The following is a 19,826-nucleotide window of genomic DNA, read 5'->3' as shown; positions in this document are numbered from 1 at the left end:
TTAGTCAAATTCAAAGCGATAAAGTATATCTACCGCATTATCCAGCCCGGAAACGGCTTCCAGATATAAACTCTGCATTAAGCGGTAACGCAGGGTAAATTCACCAATTGGCTCAAAAATGCCGATACCGTATTTAATTTGTAAGTCACGATTTAGATAGCCACTTACCGTTACCTGCGAGCTGTCGCCAGAGCCGGCAGTGTCGAGCGTGAGATCACTTACCCCGAACGCCTCACCAATTTCCCCCACCAGGCTGCCGCTGGAAGCGATGCTCATACCAATCAGGCTGGTGGTCACCGCATTGGCGGCGCTGCCAGATTCGCTGTCCAGATCGCGGCCGACCAACAAATAGGACAGGGCATTCGCCTGCGGCATTGCTGGTTCAGAAAAAATGTTAATTTGTGGCCGGTCTGCCGGGCCGGTAACCCGGATCCCTGCTATCACGTTATCTTCCATATTGGCCGGGTTGCGAATAGCCTCCACATTCAGATAAGGCTGGTCGGGCGGGCCGCTGAAGGTCATTTTACCCTTACGGATCAGTAAGTCCTGACCGTAAGAACGGAAGGTGCCGTCTACCAGTCGTACCTCGCCATTTATCGTTTGTTTATTCTGCTTCTGCCTAACTTGTAAGCCACCGCGCAGCAGGGTTTCCAGACCGAATGCCTCCAGCTGAACCTTTTCTCCCAGCTCCACCCTGATATTTGCCTCCAGCGGGATGGCCGTGGCCTGTTGCTCCGTAATCGGCTCGCGTTCGGCATTCAGAATAACCGTATCATTTGATAAGCCAATGGCGTTTGGCGGCAGTTCATCGATACTGAGCTGGGCACTGGGAATATCGATTTTGCCGCTCACTTTGGTAAGTGCAGGGCTGGCAGTTATTTCCAGATCCGGTTTAACCTGCAGTTTGCCCTGCTCAATCTGAATGCTCAGGGGATCACCTTTTACTGTCAGCCGGGCCCGCCAGTCGTCAAGTTGTTGCCAGTCAGCCTGTCCGGTCAGACTGAGCTGACCTTGTGGTGTAATAATGTCCCCCTGCAAGTCAGCCTGCTCGCCTTTAAAATTCACCTGCAAGGTGCCGTCATTAATGTCGGTTGGCGCCAGTTTGCCTTTTACCCGCAGTTGTTGCAGGGCCAGCTGCCCCGCCAGCATCGGGCTTTCGACACTGCCGTCTGCGGTAATATCAGCACTTAACACGCCGGCTAGCTCACTGTATTCATCCAATATGGGTTCGAGAAACGCCAGCGTAAAGTCGCTCAGTTGCAGTCTGCCGCTTAAGGGGCGCGTGGCAGTGCTGATGTCACTGATACCCAGCTCAGCGCTTAACTGTGCCTGTTCATTCAGGGTTGCCTGCAGGTTGGCGCTAAGCTGGTCATTCTCTAACACGCTGGTCAGTGTTAATTGTCGCCAGTTCAGCTCAATAGGCGGGTTAGTTTGTTCAGTTAGTGCACCGCTGCGACTTTGCACAGACAACTCAACAAACGGGCTTTGGCCTGGCTGCCAGTTGGCACTGGCGTTGGCACTAAGCTCGCCACTTACCCTAACGGCCAGTGGCATAAACTCATTCAGACTGGCCAAATCCAGCTGCCGCAGTTCAATATTTACCGCCATGCTTTGCGCGCTGAGACTGGCATCGCTGGTTAAACACAGTGAGCCAGGGCTTTGCAACCAGCAATGCTGACTGATATTCAATTGCTGTTTTTCATGCAGATAAAGTAAGTCTACTGTTTGTTGCAGCTGCCAGGTGCCCAACGGGCTGCCCAGATCAGCGCTACTTAACTGGCCTTGCCAACGATTGCGGTCAGTCAGTTGCCCGCTGAGCTCAAGATTAATATTGGATAGTGGTGATTGCAGTGCCAGACTGAACTGATGCTGGTTCTCATTACCCGACGCCTCCAGAGTCAGCTGTTTCAGCTTATTCCCCAGCACGCGGCCGTCGCTGGCGACAACTTCTATCTTTGCCTGTAACTGTTCTGCTAATTGTAGTTGCAGCTCAACGGTCAGCTGCTCCAGTGTGTCCGCGCCATAACGTAAAGTGTTACCGTCAATGCTGGCCGACAATTCCGGCTTGCGCTGCGCACCCCGAACGCTAATGTCGGCGTTTAACTCGCCGCTCGCCGAGGGCAGACTGCTGCTTAAGTCGGCAACAGCAACCTTTGCATCCAGTTGCCACTGCTCTGCCAGTGAGCCGGTTAAGCTGATCTGGTTCACCCCATGCTCAAATATCAACTGGTCGCTGCTGAACTGATACCGGCCGCTTGGCTTAGAAAAACTGGCCGTGACGTTGCCACTGACGTTAATAATTTCATCCCGCAAGCTGCCATCAACTGTCAGCTGGCTTACCTCAGTTTGCCAGCTGCCATCGCTACTGAAGGACCCGCTGTTCGCCAGTTCTCCACTCAGCTCGCCGCTAAGCTCTCCGTCAAGCGAGGGCCAGAATGTGGCGGGCTTAATTGCATCCAGCTTAAGTTGAGCCTGCCAGCTTAGTGCCGGCGCCAGTTCAAGCCGGGCGTTGCCGGCGATAGTGCCATCCAGCGTTTTAATGTTAAAGCGGCTTATCGTCAGTAGCGACTCTGCTAACTGAAACTGGCCCCCGGCGCTTAGCTCAGTTGGCGGCACGGTGCGGTGCGCCACGCCGGCATCGACATTAAACTCTAGCTGCTGTAAATCACCACTGGCAGTTATTTCACCGCCACTAAGTTGCCAGGCTTCACTCTCTTCAGGCGGCCAGCTAAAGGCATCATATTGCAGATTAACATTAAGCGGCAGCTCGGCAGTCAGCAATGCCAGCTCAGCTTCAGCATTGGCATTTATTGTGCCGGTAGCGCGGGCGGTTACCACTAAGTCAGCCAGGCTGCCACTCAGGCCGAGGTTAAGCTGTTGCTCAGTCAGGGGGGCTTGCTGCAGCACTGCGCTTAACCGGCCACTGAGTGGATAACTACCTTGCAGGGTAATGTCAGCTACAGCGCTGAGGTTAACCAGTGGATGGCTGGCTTGTAAGTCCAGCAAGCGGATATTTTGCTCACGGGCTTGCAGGCTGAAACTCACATCAGGTAATGCTGTTTGCTGATCCTGCTGCAGCAGACTGGCATCGGTCAGGCTGAAACCATTAATAAACACTGAAATGGGCAGGGTAATATCGGTTAGCTTAGGTGGCTGATAGCGAAAGGGTTCAGTAGTGGGTTCGCTGCCTGGGGCAAGTTCAATCTGTAACTGCTGTAACAGGCTGTCATTAAGTTGCAGCTGACGGCCCCAGGCTTCGATGGCCGTATTAAAACGGGCAAAGCGCACGGTGTTAGTGCCAAACTGAGCCATCCCGTCATTAATAGTTAAGTCGGAGATACATACCTTAAGCTGAAAAAGGCAGCCACTATCAATATCAAGCTGTAACTGCGTCAGCTGTATGTTGCTGGTGTCGTTCTGCCAGCGGATATCGTTAAGCGTCATGCCACCAAGCAGGCTGCCACTGTGTTCTGCAACAGCCAGCTGCGGCACATATTTATGGCCTAGCCATACGCCTAATTTTAATCCGGTTGGCGTATATAACAAAATGACCAGCAGCAGCACCACAACCAGTAACGGCAGGAGCAGCGTCCAGTTCAGCCATTTCAGCACTTTTTTGATTAGATTAGTCTTCATAGTTCAGGGCCAAGGGCAAAATGGATCTGAAAGGCATTACGTTCACCACTGTCCAGACCATATCCAAAATCAAGCCGTACCGGGCCTACCGGCGAGCCCCACCGAATACCAAGACCTACGCCGCGTTTGAAGTCGGGGCTGTCATTCCAGGCACTGCCGTAATCAAAAAAGCCCGCGACCCACCAATTACCTTTAACCCGATACTGGTACTCCAGTGACGCCGCTACCATATAACGGCCACCAATCAGTTCATTGTCATTATTTACCGGCGCAATGGTTTCATAGCCATAACCCCGTATATTATTATCGCCACCGGCAAAAAACCGCAAAGAGGGTGGGATCTCAGTAATGTCATCAATTACCACGGCACCTGCATCCAGGCGGCTCACAAAACGATGGTTGCGCTGATAACTGCCAATCCACCCGGCCCGGCCACGCAATCTGACAAACTGGGTATCGGATGCCCAGGCCGGTTCAGAAAACTCCACTCCAAACAGTAAACGGTCAGCGGAGCGTGGCATATTGCCCTGGCTTTGCCGGGAACGGCTAAAACTGATCCCCGGCATAATCAGGCTTGAGCTGGCGTCCTGATCAGCCTGAATAAAATCCTCATACAAATAGCGCAGGGAGACGGTGCGATACCATTCGTTGGCCAGCAACCAGTGCCGTTCCAACGCAACATTGACTTCTTTACTACGGGTATCCAGAGTATCGCGGTTGCGAAATCCTACCTGTAATTGGTAGTAGTCGGTGGCGGCGGTGCTAAGCGGCATTCGGTAAGCCGATTCAATAGTCTGCTCAACTTCTGATATTTCAAACTTACTGTGCAGACTGTGACCACGATCGTTTAACCAGGGTTTTAACCAGTTTACTTTCAGGCGCGGACCAACCACGTCGGAGTAGCCGATACCGGTTTCCACACTGTTTCGCAGTCTCGGTTCCAGTTTCACTAAAATGGGCAGGGTATAGTCGTCTATTTGCTCAGTGTCACCTTCAATTGAGATTGACGAAAACCAGTTGGTATTGGCCAGCGTCTGATTAAATTCGCCCAGCTCACTGGCGAGATAAGGTTGGTCTGGTTCGAACGGGATCAGCGATTGCATCCACTCATCACGAATTTGCTGACCGCTGAAGGTGACCTCGCCAAATTTGTAGCGATTACCGCTATCGAAATGCAAATAAATATTCGCTTGATGCAACTCCGGAATAACTTCCAGAGTGCTGCGGCTGAATTCTGCATCAAAATAGCCCTTGCGCAGGGCCAGACTGCGCAATTCGCTTTTTAAGCTCTCGTATTTACCGTGATGCAGCACATCACCAACTTCAGGTGCCTGCCGTCTTAACAACCAGCCGAACTGCCGATCCTCTGTTGCATCGCCGCTCAGTTGAATATCTGCAGTATGGATCCGGGTCGGCTCGCCAGCGACTACATCCACTTGCAGTGTCGTTTTGCCAGATGTTTCTGCCAGGGTAAACTCAATTTCACTGTGATAATAACCCAGTGCCTGCAACGCTGTTTCAATATCTTGTTGTAATTCCATCTGAAAACGCAAAGAGCCTGAAATGTCAGCTTTATCGTAAGTGGCGATATGATCGTTAACGTTCTGTTCCAGCTCACCGCTGAGACCACGGATCCGCAATTCAGTTTGTGCCTGAAGACAGAAACTTGTCAGGAATAAAATGCCAATTAGTGTTCTAAATAGCGACATGCGGTTAATCTGGTATCCTGTAAACAAAAGCACCTGTTGGTGTGAGACTGACACGCTGAGAGAGTGTCTATTATGGCGCAAAATTAACAGCAGTGTATACCGTCTTTACTGGATCCCGGCTTAACAAACTGTGTAAACTCCCGGGGCGGCGGCAGCCCCTGATACCAGACAGTTGGTTTGTTCCACTAAACGCGATGGTTTTTTTTCGTTATACTAGGCGTCAGGCCATCCTACTGACGGCGGAAAGCGTCAATAATGGGCCAGGCGCCGCCAGAACTTATAATAAGATCGTCGCAACCGGACAAGGTGTAATTTAATGCAAAATATTGTAATCAGTGGCTCAGGGTTATTTACTCCCGCCGCTACCATCAGCAATGCAGAGCTGGTTGCCAGCTACAATCAATACGTCGATTTATTTAATCAGCGGCATGCTGCTGAAATCGCCGCCGGACAGTGTCAGGCGCTGGAGTATTCCAGTACTGAGTTTATTGAGAAGGCATCTGGCATTAAAGCCCGCCACGTATTGTATAAAGAGGGTATTCTTGATCCTGAGATTATGCATCCGGTGTTTGCAAAGCGTGATGAAGACACCCCTCCTGAAATGGTTGAAATGGCTGTCAGCGCAGCCCGGGAGGCCATGGCGCAGGCCAATAAAACGGCAGCTGATATTGATTTAATAATTTGCGCCGCCTCTAATATGCAGCGGCCTTATCCGGCACTTTCTATTGAGTTACAGCAAATCCTTGGTGTCGAAGGTTATGCCTTTGATATGAATGTGGCCTGTTCCTCAGCGACATTCGCCATCAGCAACGCTGTTAATGCCATCCGGGGGGGCACTGCCAAAGTAGTGTTGGTGGTTAATCCGGAATTTGCCTCGCCACAGGTTGATTACAAGAACCGGGACAGTCACTTTATTTTTGGTGATGTCTGTACCGCTACCATTATTGAAGCGCACAGCAGCTGTACCTCGGATAATGCTTTTACTATTCTTGGTATGCGCCTGAAAACCAGTTTCTCCAATAATATTCGCTGTGATATTGGTTATACAGAGCATTGCTTTGCTGAGACTGACCCGAAAGTACCGTTTTTTAAACAGCAGGGCCGCAAGGTTTTTAAAGAGTTACTGCCAATTGTGGCCGACGTTATTCAGAATGAGATGGCGGCACTGAATATCGGCCCGGATCAGTTGAAGCGACTGTGGCTGCATCAGGCCAATATTAATATGAATATTTTTGCGGCAAAGAAAATTCTGGGGCGGGATCCGCTACCCCAGGAGGCACCATTGGTACTTGATAGCTATGCCAATACCGCCTCAGCTGGCTCTATTATTGCTTTTCACAAAAATAAGACCGGGCTGAACAGTGGTGATAAAGCTGTATTGTGTTCGTTTGGGGCCGGATACTCAGTAGGTTGCCTGATATTGGAGCGCTGTTAGCCATATCAAAACAATTAGTCATATTTAAAAAACAGGCAGCTACGACGTTAGTAACTGCCTGTTTTTTCTGAACTACCTGATTGCTATAAACGAATAACAGAGTTGTGGTCATACGATAATGGCGACGGCAGATACGCATCTGCCGCGTCATCATTTAACCAGGTGCCGCCATTTACCAGATAGCGGAATTGATATTCACGGTCATTTTCCAGGGTAAGGCTGGCACTGAAATCACCTTTCTTACTTTTTTTCATCGGCAAAGCGCTGGGGTCCCAGTTGTTGAATTCGCCAAGCAAGGCAACAGATTCAGCATCTGCTAATTGCTGTGCGCTCAATTTAAACGTGACTTTGCACGCGGGTTTCGATTTTAAATATTGTTTAGTGATACTCATATTTTTTCCCTCAATCTGGTGGCGTTGTCAGCCTGTCTTAGCATACTGCCGATGCGATAGTGAGTACTACCAGAAATACTACGCGCAATTTGTGACTAAAAAATGACCAATCTGATCACTGCTGCTACCATAAATCAGGGTGGAGCAATCGGCAAATAATTTTATGTTGTAGTGTTATAACTGGCAGTCAAACAGCTGTTTTAATTAGCCGGGTAGGGAATGATGTTTGTAACAAAATATTACGTTGGATATGCGATATCGTTGCTGCAAAAAAGCCGGCTTTAACTGGACTGCCAGCAGGTACCCGATGACACACCCTGATATTAATGGGCTGACGCCCCGCCGCCTGATAAAAAATAGATGCGGGGTAAACAGAATATCTGGGTCACTTTGCTATTGTGGGATACAAAGATTAACAGTCGCTGCAATACAATTGCTGCAGTAACGATTAAGATACAGCTAGTTAATTTTGACAGGTGGGTAAGTCATGTCGTCTTTCTTTGTAAAAGTAATACTTCCTTTGTTAGTTGTAGTGGTAGCGATAGCAGGTGCTGTAGGGTTATCAATGTTACGCCAGCCTCCAGAAAAAAATGATGAAAGCAGGCCGGCGATTCTGGTAAATGCGGCAGTAATCGAGCCGGACAACATTGTTTATCAAATCAGTTCGCAGGGCATGGTAACCCCTAAACTGGAAACCAGCTTAATTTCAGAGGTAAATGGCCGGGTTGTGGCTGTTGCTGAACAATTTGTTGCCGGTGGCTTTTTTAAGAAAGATGACTTACTGGTAACGGTAGAGCAAAGCGACTACCTCACTAATGTCAAAGCGGCGCAGGCCGCGCTGGCGAATGCGCAGGCTATGCTGGCGGAAGAAAAAGCCCGGGTAAGAGTTGCAGAGGAAGAGTGGCGATCCTTTACCGATGGCACCGCCCCGGCGCTGGGCTTACGCCAACCGCAATTAGCCAGTGCCCTGGCCAGTGTGCAGTCGGCAGAGGCGGAACTGGAGCGAGCCAGACGTGACCTGGCTCGTACTGAAATTCGCGCGCCTTACGATGGCATGGTGCGCAGCCGCGCGGCTAATCTTGGCCAGTTTATCAGCCGCGGTACGGTACTGGGTAGTATTGTCGGCACAGATGTCGCTGAGATTCGCTTACCGCTGACCGATACCGATATGGCATTTTTAGCAATGCCGGGAGCGGTAGAGTCTGACAACAACAAGGTAACGCTGAGCAGCACCGTTGCTGGCCAGCAACTGGCGTGGCCGGCAAAGCTGGTCAGAACCGAAGGTATTCTGGATGAGCGCAGCCGGGTGATTTACGTGGTGGCCGAAGTGACCGACCCTTATCAGCGCAACAGCCAGGGGCAACCGGTATTAAATTTTGGCCGCTTTGTCGGTGCCACTATTGTTGGAACTCAGGCAGAGCAAGTCGTCAAAGTCGCACGCCACCTGTTATTGCCTGGTAATCAGGTACTGGTGGTAGATAAAGACAATACGCTGCAGTTTCGCCAGGTAACAGTAGACCGGGCCACCAGTGATTTTGCTTATATTCAGGCTGGTTTAGAACCGACTGATCAATTAGCGTTGTCTGCAATTTCCAATCCGTTGGCCGGCACAGTTGTGCGGATTGCCGGGGAAACTCAGGCTGACGATGAAACAGTTCAGCCCACACAGCTGGCTGATGCCGCTGCGGCCAAAGCTGACAATACAGACAATGTAAAGGGGCAGTAATATGGATACCAATAAAGGTATTATTGCCTGGTTTACCCGTAATAGCGTAGCAGCCAATTTGCTGATGGCCATTATTCTGGTAGCGGGTATTGCGTCGGTAATGACCATCAAAAAGCAGGCATTTCCTGAAATAGAACTTGAAGTTGTCAATATCCGGGTGCCATATCTGGGCGCTGCGCCGCAGGAGGTGGAAACCGGCGTTATCGATAAGATTGAGCAAAGCCTGCGGGGCGTAAACGGCATTAAGCGGATCCGTTCCACTGCAGTTGAAGGCCTGGCGACTATCCGGGTTGAAGTAGCTTCAAACTATGAGGTGCAGGAGGTCATGGATGAGATTAAAACCCAGGTGGGTTCAATTTCGTCATTACCTGAGCAAACTGAACGGCCGGTGGTGTACCGGGTCCGGTTTCAAAGCAATGTAATGTGGTTATCGCTTTATGGCGACGCCCCTGAGCGCACGTTAAAGGAACTTGCCAAGGACATCCGGGATGAAATAAAAAAACGTCCGGGGGTCAGCAAAGTTGACGTGATAGCGGCTCGTGATTACGAAGTAGCAGTTGAGGTACCCGAACTTAAATTAAAAGAATATGGTTTAACCCTGGATCAGGTGGTGGCAGCAATCCGGGCCAGTTCGGTCGATTTGCCCGGTGGGGCTATTCGCTCTGAAAGCGGCAATATTCTGCTGCGTACTAAAGGCCAGGCCTATAACCAGATCGACTTTGACAATATTGTGTTGCTGAAATTTGCCGACGGCAGCCGGCTGACCCTGGGTGAAATTGCCACTGTGAACGACGGCTTTATTGAACGCAGCCGGCTGGCGACCTTTGATGGTAAAAACAGCGTTTCAATAAGGATTGATGCGGTTGGTGAAGATGATACCTTGCAGATTGCTGATACTGTAAAACAATACGTAAAAGACAAAAAAGCCAGCCTGCCACCCAGTGTCCAGTTAGATTACTGGGGGGACTCCAGCTACTATCTGCAGGGGCGGCTCGATCTTATGTCCAGTAACCTGATATATGGCGTGCTACTGGTGTTACTGGCACTAACCTTATTCCTGGAGTTCCGGGTCGCGTTCTGGGTTATGGTCGGTATTCCGGTGTGTTTTCTCGGTGCATTGGCAATGCTACCGCTGCCGATGTTTGACGTCTCAATTAACATGATCAGTTTGTTCGGCTTTATTCTGGTGCTGGGGATAGTGGTTGATGACGCCATTATTATTGGTGAAAGTGCCTACACTGAAATAGAAAAACGCGGTAAATCGACGGCAGCAGTGATTGCCGGTGCCAAGAAAGTCGCAATGCCGGCGACATTCGGTGTGTTAACAACCATTGCGGCTTTCGTGCCGATGTTAATGGTGGGTGGCGGCATGTCGGCTATCTGGGAATCGATTGCCTGGGTGGTGGTGCTGTGTCTGGTGTTCTCGATTATCGAATCGAAACTGATTTTACCGACCCATATCGCTAATATGGATACCAAACCCTGGGATCCGGACAAAGGTGGTATATATGCAGTCGGCCGCTTTGGCAGCAACACATTAAAGCGGATACGGGAAGCGGTATCGCGTGGTTTATTCCGGTTTATTCACAATACATACAAGCCTTTTATCGAGCGTTGTATCCGCTTACGCTACCTGACGATGGCCTGTTTTTTCGCCATGCTGATTCTAATGATTGGTGTGATGCAGGGTGGTTTCGTGCGCTGGGTATTTTTCCCGGATATTCCCAGTGACTTTATTCAGGCTAACGTGCAAATGGAAGAGGGCGCGTCGAACGAAGCTACCGTGTTGGCAATGCAGGAAATTGAAACCGCCTTACTGCGCGCTAATACTGAACTTGGCCGCGAATTTAACGAAGATGTGATTAAACACCGCCTGGTATTTTTAAACAGCGATACCGCTGGCCAATTGGTGGTGGAATTGGAAAAAAGCGAAAATCGTGAAATTGACGGCTTTGAAATTGCCCGGCGCTGGCGTGAACAGGTACCGGAAATTCCAGGTTTAAAATCGTTTAAAATTAACAGCTCTACCATGGGTGGCGGTGGGGCCGATATTGCGCTGCAATTGCGTGGTACCAATCTGCAGAACCTGCAGCTGGCAACCGAAGAGTTGAAAGCCAGATTAGCAGATTATGCCGGCGTGTTTGATATTGAAGACAACCTGCTCGGTGGCAATGATGAGATTGTACTGGCGTTAAAACCCGAAGCTGATCTCCTGGGTATTAGCCTGGCCGATTTAGCCCGCCAGGTGCGTTATGGCTTTTATGGTGCAGAAGCGCAGCGGCTGCAGCGCAACGGTGAAGAAATAAAGGTGATGGTCCGTTACCCGCGGGAAGAGCGCCGCTCCATTGGCGATTTAGAGAATATGCGTATTCGCACTGCCAACGGCGGCGAAGTGCCGTTCTCCCGTGTCGCCAGCTATACCATGCAACCCAGTTTCAGTGCTATTAACCGGGTAAATGGTGAGCGGGCAGTGACCATCACCGCCGCCGCAGACAAAACCCTGATAGAACCGAGCGTGGTGGTGCGGGAAATACAAAGCAAAGTGATTAAAGAACTGGAGCAAAAATATCTGGGTGTTACCGGCTCGCTGGATGGTGCCAGTCAGGATGAAATTGATGCCCGGGTCGACTTAATGAAAGCCGCGGTGCTGGCAATGTTTGCTATTTATGCACTGATGGCTGTTCCGCTCAAATCATACAGCCAGCCGTTAATCATCATGAGTGTGATCCCGTTTGGCTTAATTGGTGCTGTTGTTGGCCATATGCTGCTGGGACTGAGCATGAGCATTATGTCGATTTTCGGCCTGGTGGCGCTGGCCGGGGTAGTGGTAAACGACAGTTTAATTATGGTCGACTTTGTTAACCGGGCCCGGGCGCAGGGCATCGCTGTGCGCCAGGCAGTGGTTGAGGCAGGTACCCAGCGCTTCCGGGCTATTCTGCTAACGTCACTGACCACCTTTGTTGGTCTGGCGCCAATAGTACTTGAGCGCAGCTTACAAGCCAAAATTGTGGTGCCAATGGCGGTATCACTGGCGTTTGGTATCTTGTTCGCCACAGTAATTACCCTGGTGTTGATACCCGCTTTATATGTGATTCTGGAAGATACTAAGAAAACGGTACCACAGGCCATCAGCAGCTTTGGCCGGGCTATTCGCAGCTATGCCTTGTTTAATCAGCCTGACAGCCGCCGCGAATTCTGGCAGTTTTTCTTGGTTCATATGTTGCTGTTAGTGGTGTTGCTGATTGTCGACGCCATTGTCGCCAGTACCGGTTTGCTGCCAAATGGCATAATCGCGCTGACCTACTTAATCGCGATGACGCTGCCAATTACTGCAGCAATATGCCGGCGATTAACTGATCTGCAGTTCAGCCGCTGGTGGGCACTATTACTGATCGTCCCACTGCTTGGCTTTATTATTTTGCTTATACTGACGTTGCAGGCCGGAAGAAGTGAGAGCAATAATGCCGGTTTTGATGAGCAAGCTGATGCGGGACAGCCAGTATTAAGCGAAGGTGGTTACTAGCAACACCTACTGCGGGCAGGAGGCGATGAACTGAACCAATGACTGTCTTGCAATGGTTAACAGCGGCGATGCCGCTGTTAAGTGTGTTTATCCTGCTGGTACTGCTGCGAATGCCTGCACGCCGGGCTATGCCGCTGAGCCTGGTTATTTGTGCAGTACTGGCCTTGCTGGTGTGGCAGGTGCCACTGGTGCAGCTGGCGGCAGCCGCTGCGGAAGGGCTGGTGATAGCCGTTACCATTTTATGGATAGTGTTTGGTGCCATCTTATTGCTTAATGTGCTGAAGCTGACCGGCGCGATTGGCGTAATTGAAACTGGTTTTGCTGCCATTTCAGCCGATAAGCGGGTGCAATTGATCATTATTGCCTGGCTTTTTGGTAGTTTTTTAGAAGGCGCCGCCGGTTTCGGCACCCCCGCGGCTATTGCCGCGCCGCTGCTGGTTGCCCTGGGTTTCAGCCCGCTGGCAGCCGTAGTACTGGCGCTGGTAGCCGATTCCAGCGCGGTTTCATTTGGGGCGGTGGGTACCCCGGTACTGGTTGGTATTGCCCAGGGTGTGCCGGGCATCGGGCCTGATACTGTGCTGCAGGTGGCACTAACCGCCATTAGTATTGATATTTTGGTAGCGTCCTGGTTGCCACTGTTGATGGTCATTATGTTAACCCGCTTTTTCAGTGAGCAAAAAAGCTGGCGCGCCGGTTTTGCTATAGCCCCCTTTGCGTTGCTAAGTGGTTTAGCCTTTACCGTTCCTGCCTACCTGGTAGCGCTATTGTTGGGGCCGGAATTTCCATCGGTTGTCGGAGCCTTAATCGGGCTGGTACTGATTTGCACCGCCGCCCGCTACCGGATATTGCTGCCTGCCCGGCCATGGGTATTTGGTCGCAGTCTGTCTGAGCAGCGCACAGATAAGCCGTCAGCTCAGTCATCTATCGTTACCATACCAACTGCACGGTTAACACCGCTCATGCCGTTATGGCGTGCCTGGTTACCTTATGTGCTGGTGGCAATATTGCTGGTATTAAGCCGGATCCCGGCCTTACCGTTGCAAGCCGCATTACAGCAACCAGCCTGGCACTGGCCCGCTATTTTTGGTACGGAGCTGGCAGTAACCGTTAGCCCGCTCTATTTGCCTGGCAGCTTGTTTGTGCTGGTTGCACTGGTCAGCTGCTACTTATGGGGTGGCTCCACACCTGTGCTGCTGAGCGCGCTGAGGCTCAGTGGCCGGATGTTACTTCCTTCGGCTATTGCCTTGGCCGGCGCGGTGCCGATGGTCCGGATTTTTCTGCAATCTGACGTTAATAGTGCGGGGTTGCCGGCCATGCCCTTAGCATTGGCTGCAGAAGCTGCCCACTATCTGGCCGATAGCTGGGTATGGATAGCGCCTTTTATCGGCGCCCTGGGCTCCTTTATTGCCGGTTCAGCTACGTTTTCCAATTTAATGTTTGGCAGTTTTCAACAAGCAATGGCTACACAAGCCGATTTGCCACTAAGCTTAACACTGGCATTGCAGATGCTGGGCGCCAATGCCGGCAATATGATTTGCGTGGTTAATGTGGTGGCGGCTGCCAGTGTCGTCAATTTACATGGGCGTGAAGGGGATATTATTCGCTATACGCTGTGGCCGATGTTATTTTACTGTTTAGCTGCCAGTAGCGTGGCATGGTTGCTGTTACGGTAAGCTGTTAAGGCAAGTGTTGTAAGGTAAATATGAAAATAATTTTTAAAGCGAACGATATTCTGGAGGCACATATTGTCGCCGGAATGCTGCAGTCTTATGGTATCGAAGCGCATGTTGGTGGGCATTATCTGCAGGGTGCTGTCGGCGATGTGGCACCGCTGGGTATTGCCAATATTTTGGTGCAGGATGAAGACAGTGAGCAAGCTGAGCAGGTCATTGCAGAGTATCAGGATAATACTGCTACCAGCAGCGAACCGGACGATCCGCTGCTGGCATCAGAACCTGCAAAATAGCTGCTACGGTTTAACACTCGATAATATTTACCGCCAGCCCGCCACGCGATGTTTCTTTATACTTGGTTTGCATGTCGCGGCCGGTGTCCCACATGGTTTTAATCACTTTATCCAGTGAAACTTTCTGATCGCCACTACCACGTAGTGCCAGCCGTGAGGCGTTAATCGCTTTAATTGAACCCATGGCATTGCGCTCAATACAGGGCACTTGCACCAGGCCACCGACCGGATCGCAGGTTAAGCCCAGGTTATGCTCCATGCCAATTTCAGCGGCATTTTCAACATGCAGTGGCGTGCCGCCCTGAATTTCAGTCAGCGCAGCTGCCGCCATTGAGCAGGCTACGCCTACCTCGCCCTGACAGCCGACTTCTGCGCCAGAGATAGAGGCATTTTTCTTATATAAAATGCCAATCGCAGCTGCTGCTAACAGATAGCGAGTCGCAATTTCCGGGCTGACCGGCTGAATAAACTTGTCGTAATACATCAACACGGCCGGAATAATGCCGGCGGCGCCGTTGGTGGGGGCTGTTACGACCCGGCCACCGGCCGCGTTTTCTTCGTTTACCGCCAGGGCAAACAGGTTTACCCAGTCCATTACCTGCAGCGGGTCATTGCTTTTCTCTGATATCAGGCGTTTGTAAAGTGCCGGTGCCCGCCGTTTTACTTTTAAGCCGCCAGGCAGAATACCTTCAGTTTTAATGCCACGCTCAATGCAGGCGCGCATGGTTAACCAGATATTGTTCAGTTCACTTTCAATTTGTGCTGGCTTGCGCAGCACTTTTTCGTTTTCCAGCATTAAGCTGGAAATGGACAAGCCATTTTCCTTGCACAGGGCCAACAGCTCGGCGCCGGATTCAAATGGAAAGGGGGGCGGATTGTCGGCAGCAAACTGACTGGCCGCTTCTTTTTCTTTGGCAAAGTCTTCGGCTTTAACAATAAAGCCACCACCAATGGAAAAATATATTTCGCGCAGCAATTCGTTTTTGCTGCTGTCAAACGCCACCAGTTCCATGCCGTTGGAGTGTTCTTTTAAGGTTTTGCGTCGGTGAAACACAATAGCGCCTTCGCGCGGAAATTTTACGCTGTGGCTTTGCGCCAGTTGCAGCTGCTGGCTGTCGTGTACTTGTTTTAACAAACCGTCGATGGTATCCGGATCGATGGTTTCCGGTAAATACCCGGATAAACCAAGGATCACCGCCTTGCCGGTACCATGGCCCACGCCGGTCTGACCCAGTGAGCCATACAGTTCTACTTTGATGCTGGCGACCTTTTCCAGCACTGAAGCTTCACTGAGGTTATCGGTAAATTTTTTAGCGGCACGCATCGGGCCCACAGTGTGCGAACTGGAAGGGCCAATGCCAATACTGAACATGTCAAAAGCACTGATAATCATATTGGGTATCTATTAGTTTACTTTATGAAATTGCGGCCATTGTAACGGAAGCGGGCCACTACTGTAAGCGGCTTGGTAACTGGTCGGGTGTTATTACAGCTTGTAAAGGAGCCAGAACCCTGGGGAAGGGTATTCGGACGAGAATCGGTTTGCTCTAAGCCAACCGTTGAAGCCCCGGACGGGCGGAAACGAGCCCCCAGGGATGGGTTCACGGCGTGTTGGCGTGAGCAAACCGGTTCGACTCAGCTACTTCTATATTTGGTTGTTGCGGCGCTGAACAAGCAATTCTGTAAACTAAATATTACATTAAGCCAATTGCAAACAGAGCTGATGCATAATGGCGGCTGTGGCGCCCCAGATAAACTTATCCTGATACGGCATAAAATGCAGATCCCGGGTTTTACCCCGCAACGTTAATGATAATTGATGACGGTTTTGCTGTGGTAAGAAATGGCTAAGCGGCACCTCAAACACTGCTGCTACTTCCGATACTTGCAACTGAAAACCGCGTTGCGGCTGCAACAGGCCAACCCAGGGTTCAATAATAAAGCCGGTGGTGGTGTCTTGCGCTGGTAGGCGGCCCAGCAGGGTGACTTCAGTGCTGGCCAGGCCTATTTCTTCTTCCGCTTCACGCAGGGCTGCCTGGTTGCTGTTTTCGCCAGGTTCAATCCGCCCGCCCGGAAAGCTGATTTGCCCCGGGTGATGGCGCAGGTGCAGGGCACGTTGGGTAAATAACACTTTAAGCTGATGACCGTAGTCGACAATCGGCACCAGTACAGCAGCATGCTGAGAGGTACTCCGGGCGTTGTTGGCTAATGGTACCGGGCCTTTTGTCACCGGCAGCGGGCTGCCCGCTGTCAGTGTATTGCGGGTTAACACAAAGCGGCTGCTAAATTGCTCAGCCAGCATCGGCCATATCCTGTGTTTTTGCCATGGGTGAACCCAGTGAATTATTCAGGTTGACTAATACCGGCAATATTTTGTTTACCTTATCTAAGGTTTCCTGATATTCGCTGGCCGCTTCAGAATCCGCGACAATACCGCCACCTGCCCAACAGTGGATTACGCCTTTGCTGCAAACCAGGGTGCGAATAGCGATGTTGGTATCCATATCACCGTTATTATTAATATAACCAATGGCGCCGCAATACACTGAGCGCCGGTGCGGCTCAAGCTGTTCAATAATTTGCATTGCAGCTACCTTGGGGGCTCCGGTAATAGAGCCACCCGGAAAAGCACCGCGCAGCAAGTCACAGGCGCTGTATTGCTCAGCTAAAGTGCCGGTAACGGTACTGACTAAATGGTGCACCGCCGGAAAACTTTCAATAGCAAATAGCTCCGGTACCGCGACGCTACCAACACTGCAAACCTTGCCTAAGTCGTTGCGCAGCAAATCGACAATCATTACATTTTCGGCCCGATCTTTTTCAGCCTGTTGTAGCTGCTCGGCGGCTTGTTGGTCTAACTTTGGGTTGAGGTGGCGTGGTCGGGTGCCTTTAATCGGTTTGGTTTCAACCTGGCCGTTTTTTAACTGCAAAAAACGTTCAGGTGAAATGCTTAACACTGCCCCATGCTCAAGCCGGATAAACGCAGAAAAGGGCGCGGCATTGGCTTCCCGCAATGCCAGATAAGCTTGCCATTCATCGCCCTGAAAACCCGCGCTAAAGCGCTGCGCTAAGTTAATCTGATAGCAATTGCCATTGAGTAAATGCTGCTGAATTTTTTCGAATCGCTCATTATACTGCTGCTGGCTGATATTAGCCTGCCAGTCGCCGGTTAGCTGAAATGGCGTTGCTGTTGTGGCTTGCGCCAGCTGATACTGCAGTTTCTGCCAGTGGCTTTCGGCGTCATTATTATAATCGACACACCATAATTGTTTTTGTTGTTTATCCAGGATCAATGCCCAGCTATACAAACCTATTGCCATATCTGGCAGTTGAATATCATACTCGCTATGGTCTGGTAGTTGTTCTAAGTAGCGGCCTAAATCATAACCAAAGTAACCCAGGGCACCGCCGCTAAACGGCAGTTCGCTATCAGCAGGGGTCGGGAAATAGCGCTTTAGCGAGCAATCTAATACGGTAAACGGGTCTTGTGGGTAGTCATGACTGCCGTACTCGTCACGCAATGTGGTGATGCCGTTACTGGCCGTCAGGGTGGCCAGCGGTTGCAGCACCATGATCTGATAGCGACTGTTCGGGTGGTCGCTGGCCGCAGAATCAAGCAGCATTGCCCATGGCTGGCTGGCAAAATGACTAAAATAGTCCGTCAATTCATCTGGCGCGAGTTGTGGAATTAAATACTGCTGCATAGAAGAGCTAGCCGCTGTTTTCGATGCGCGCTATCATACCAGCACAACAGCCAATAGTTAATGGCACCCCTGGTTTCAAATAGTTTCAATATTAACCCGGTTCGACATTAGTCCGTTTCGACATTAAAGGAAAAGTAAGCATGACGGTAATTCGCCAACAAGACTTTATCGAGAGTATTGAAGATGCGCTGCAGTATATCTCGTACTATCATCCACTGGATTTTATTCAGGCGCTGGAGCAGGCTTACCATAAAGAGCAGAATCAGGCGGCTAAAGATGCTATTGCCCAAATTCTGATTAATTCGCGAATGTCAGCGGAAGGCCATCGGCCAATTTGCCAGGACACCGGTATTGTTACCTGTTTTGTCAAAATAGGCATGGATGTGAAGTGGGATAAAACTGACCTGACCGTGCAGCAAATGGTTGACGAAGGTACCCGTCGTGCTTACTTAAACCCGGACAACCCATTGCGCGCTTCTATTGTCGCTGATCCTGCTGGCGCCCGCAAAAATACCAAAGACAATACGCCGTCAGTGGTACATATCGATTTAGTTGCCGGTCATCATGTTGAAGTAATGATTGCCGCCAAAGGTGGTGGCTCAGAAAATAAAACTAAAATGGCCATGTTAAACCCGTCTGATTCTATTGTTGACTGGGTACTGGAAACCTTACCAAAAATGGGTGCTGGCTGGTGTCCGCCTGGTATGCTCGGCATAGGTATTGGCGGCACGGCGGAAAAAGCGGCGGTACTGGCTAAAGAAGCGCTGATGGAGCCGGTTGATATTCAGGAGCTTATTGCAAAGGGTGCTGAAACCGCTGATGAAAAACTGCGGCTGGAACTGTATGAAAAAGTAAACAAACTGGGCATTGGTGCCCAGGGCTTAGGTGGCTTAACGACCGTAGTTGATGTAAAAATTAATAGCGTGCCAACCCATGCTGCCAGCTTACCGGTAGTGATGATCCCGAATTGTGCTGCTACCCGCCATTTGCATTTTCACTTAGATGGCAGTGGCCCGGCCGATATTAAACCGCCAAAACTGGAAGACTGGCCACAGGTTACCTGGGAGCTGGGCAGTAAAGTGCGGCGGGTGAACCTCGATACTATTACTCCGGCCGATGTGCAAAGCTGGCAGGCCGGCGAGACCGTGCTTTTAAGCGGCAAGATGCTGACCGGCCGTGACGCTGCTCACAAACGGATTGCCGATATGCTGAATAAAGGTGAAGGCTTGCCCGAAGGGGTCGATCTGCGTAACCGCTTTATTTATTACGTCGGTCCGGTAGATTCAGTGCGGGACGAAGTAGTAGGCCCGGCCGGCCCGACAACTGCCACCCGGATGGATAAGTTTACCGAAATGATGTTATCGCAAACCGGTTTGCTGGGAATGATTGGTAAATCCGAGCGCGGTGATTTAACCGTAGAAAGCATTAAAAAGCACAAAGCGGTGTATTTAATGGCAGTAGGTGGTGCGGCCTATCTGGTATCGAAAGCCATTAAGAAATCACGGGTAGTGGCGTTCGCCGATTTAGGGATGGAAGCCATTTACGAGTTTGAAGTAGAAGATATGCCGGTTACGGTAGCGGTAGACTCCAACGGCAATAACGTGCATAAACAAGGCCCGGCTATCTGGAAAGCGAATATCGCTGAACTGGATGCTAAGCTAAAAGCAAAATAATAACGACATAACAGCGCTGGTTTATACCGGCGTTTTGCTTTGATTTTGATATCCTGAAGGGG

At 50.6% G+C, this 19,826-nt stretch carries 12 protein-coding genes; 6 read left to right on the top strand and 6 right to left on the bottom strand.

Translation table 11 applies throughout. The features are described 5' to 3' along the window. Together tamB and tamA are read right to left on the bottom strand one after the other, a co-directional pair. A complete protein-coding gene (gene tamB, locus CRO03_RS07490) occupies window positions 1-3,636 on the bottom strand; it encodes an autotransporter assembly complex protein TamB (protein WP_097111016.1) in 3,636 nt (1,211 codons plus the stop codon). Then, complete coding sequence (gene tamA, locus CRO03_RS07485) at window positions 3,633-5,345, bottom strand: autotransporter assembly complex protein TamA (protein WP_097111015.1); 1,713 nt, start codon at window positions 5,343-5,345, stop codon at window positions 3,633-3,635. Before tamA ends, tamB begins: the two co-directional genes overlap by 4 nt. A 316-nt stretch (window positions 5,346-5,661) precedes the next feature. On the opposite strand from tamA, the gene CRO03_RS07480 reads away from it, so the two are divergent. Further along, entirely contained in the window at window positions 5,662-6,780 is a 1,119-nt protein-coding gene (locus tag CRO03_RS07480; RefSeq protein WP_097111014.1) for a beta-ketoacyl-ACP synthase III, read from the top strand. 83 nt (window positions 6,781-6,863) lie between these two features. Here the strand turns inward: CRO03_RS07480 and CRO03_RS07475 are convergent, their stop codons facing one another. Further along, window positions 6,864-7,172 (bottom strand): isoamylase early set domain-containing protein, encoded by a 309-nt coding sequence (locus CRO03_RS07475; protein WP_097111013.1) that lies wholly within the window; start codon window positions 7,170-7,172, stop codon window positions 6,864-6,866. 487 nt (window positions 7,173-7,659) lie between these two features. On the opposite strand from CRO03_RS07475, the gene CRO03_RS07470 reads away from it, so the two are divergent. Genes CRO03_RS07470 through CRO03_RS07455 form a run of 4 tightly spaced genes read left to right on the top strand, consistent with a single transcriptional unit; the run spans window position 7,660 to window position 14,387 of the window. Next, window positions 7,660-8,898, top strand: coding sequence for an efflux RND transporter periplasmic adaptor subunit (locus CRO03_RS07470; protein ID WP_097111012.1), 1,239 nt, complete (start codon window positions 7,660-7,662; stop codon window positions 8,896-8,898). Window position 8,899: 1 nt separating this feature from the next. Next, a complete protein-coding gene (locus tag CRO03_RS07465; RefSeq protein ID WP_097111011.1) occupies window positions 8,900-12,421 on the top strand; it encodes an efflux RND transporter permease subunit in 3,522 nt (1,173 codons plus the stop codon). A 38-nt stretch (window positions 12,422-12,459) separates the two neighbouring features. After that, window positions 12,460-14,094, top strand: a complete 1,635-nt coding sequence (locus tag CRO03_RS07460; protein ID WP_097111010.1) for an L-lactate permease — start codon at window positions 12,460-12,462, stop codon at window positions 14,092-14,094. A gap of 29 nt (window positions 14,095-14,123) precedes the next feature. Then, entirely contained in the window at window positions 14,124-14,387 is a 264-nt protein-coding gene (locus tag CRO03_RS07455) for a putative signal transducing protein (protein ID WP_097111009.1), read from the top strand. A gap of 10 nt (window positions 14,388-14,397) precedes the next feature. Here the strand turns inward: CRO03_RS07455 and CRO03_RS07450 are convergent, their stop codons facing one another. From CRO03_RS07450 to pabB, 3 genes are all read right to left on the bottom strand, one after another. After that, window positions 14,398-15,780 carry an L-serine ammonia-lyase gene (locus tag CRO03_RS07450; RefSeq protein ID WP_097111008.1) on the bottom strand — a complete coding sequence of 461 codons (1,383 nt, stop codon included), beginning with the start codon at window positions 15,778-15,780 and terminating at the stop codon, window positions 14,398-14,400. 306 nt (window positions 15,781-16,086) lie between these two features. Further along, window positions 16,087-16,689: a CoA pyrophosphatase gene (locus CRO03_RS07445; RefSeq protein WP_097111007.1), complete on the bottom strand. Its 603-nt coding sequence runs from the start codon at window positions 16,687-16,689 to the stop codon at window positions 16,087-16,089. Further along, window positions 16,679-18,091 (bottom strand): aminodeoxychorismate synthase component I, encoded by a 1,413-nt coding sequence (pabB, locus tag CRO03_RS07440; protein ID WP_097111006.1) that lies wholly within the window; start codon window positions 18,089-18,091, stop codon window positions 16,679-16,681. Before pabB ends, CRO03_RS07445 begins: the two co-directional genes overlap by 11 nt. 140 nt (window positions 18,092-18,231) lie before the next feature. Here pabB and CRO03_RS07435 point away from each other — a divergent pair, with 140 nt between their 5' ends. Beyond that, a complete protein-coding gene (locus tag CRO03_RS07435) occupies window positions 18,232-19,764 on the top strand; it encodes a fumarate hydratase (RefSeq protein WP_097111005.1) in 1,533 nt (510 codons plus the stop codon). The last annotated feature ends 62 nt before the right edge of the window (window positions 19,765-19,826 follow it).

The organism is Arsukibacterium tuosuense (assembly GCF_900215315.1).
Taxonomy (GTDB): Bacteria; Pseudomonadota; Gammaproteobacteria; order Enterobacterales; family Alteromonadaceae; genus Alishewanella; species Alishewanella tuosuense.
The sequence above is the reverse complement of the archived record's forward strand: the minus strand, read 5'-3'. Positions and strand labels throughout refer to the sequence as shown.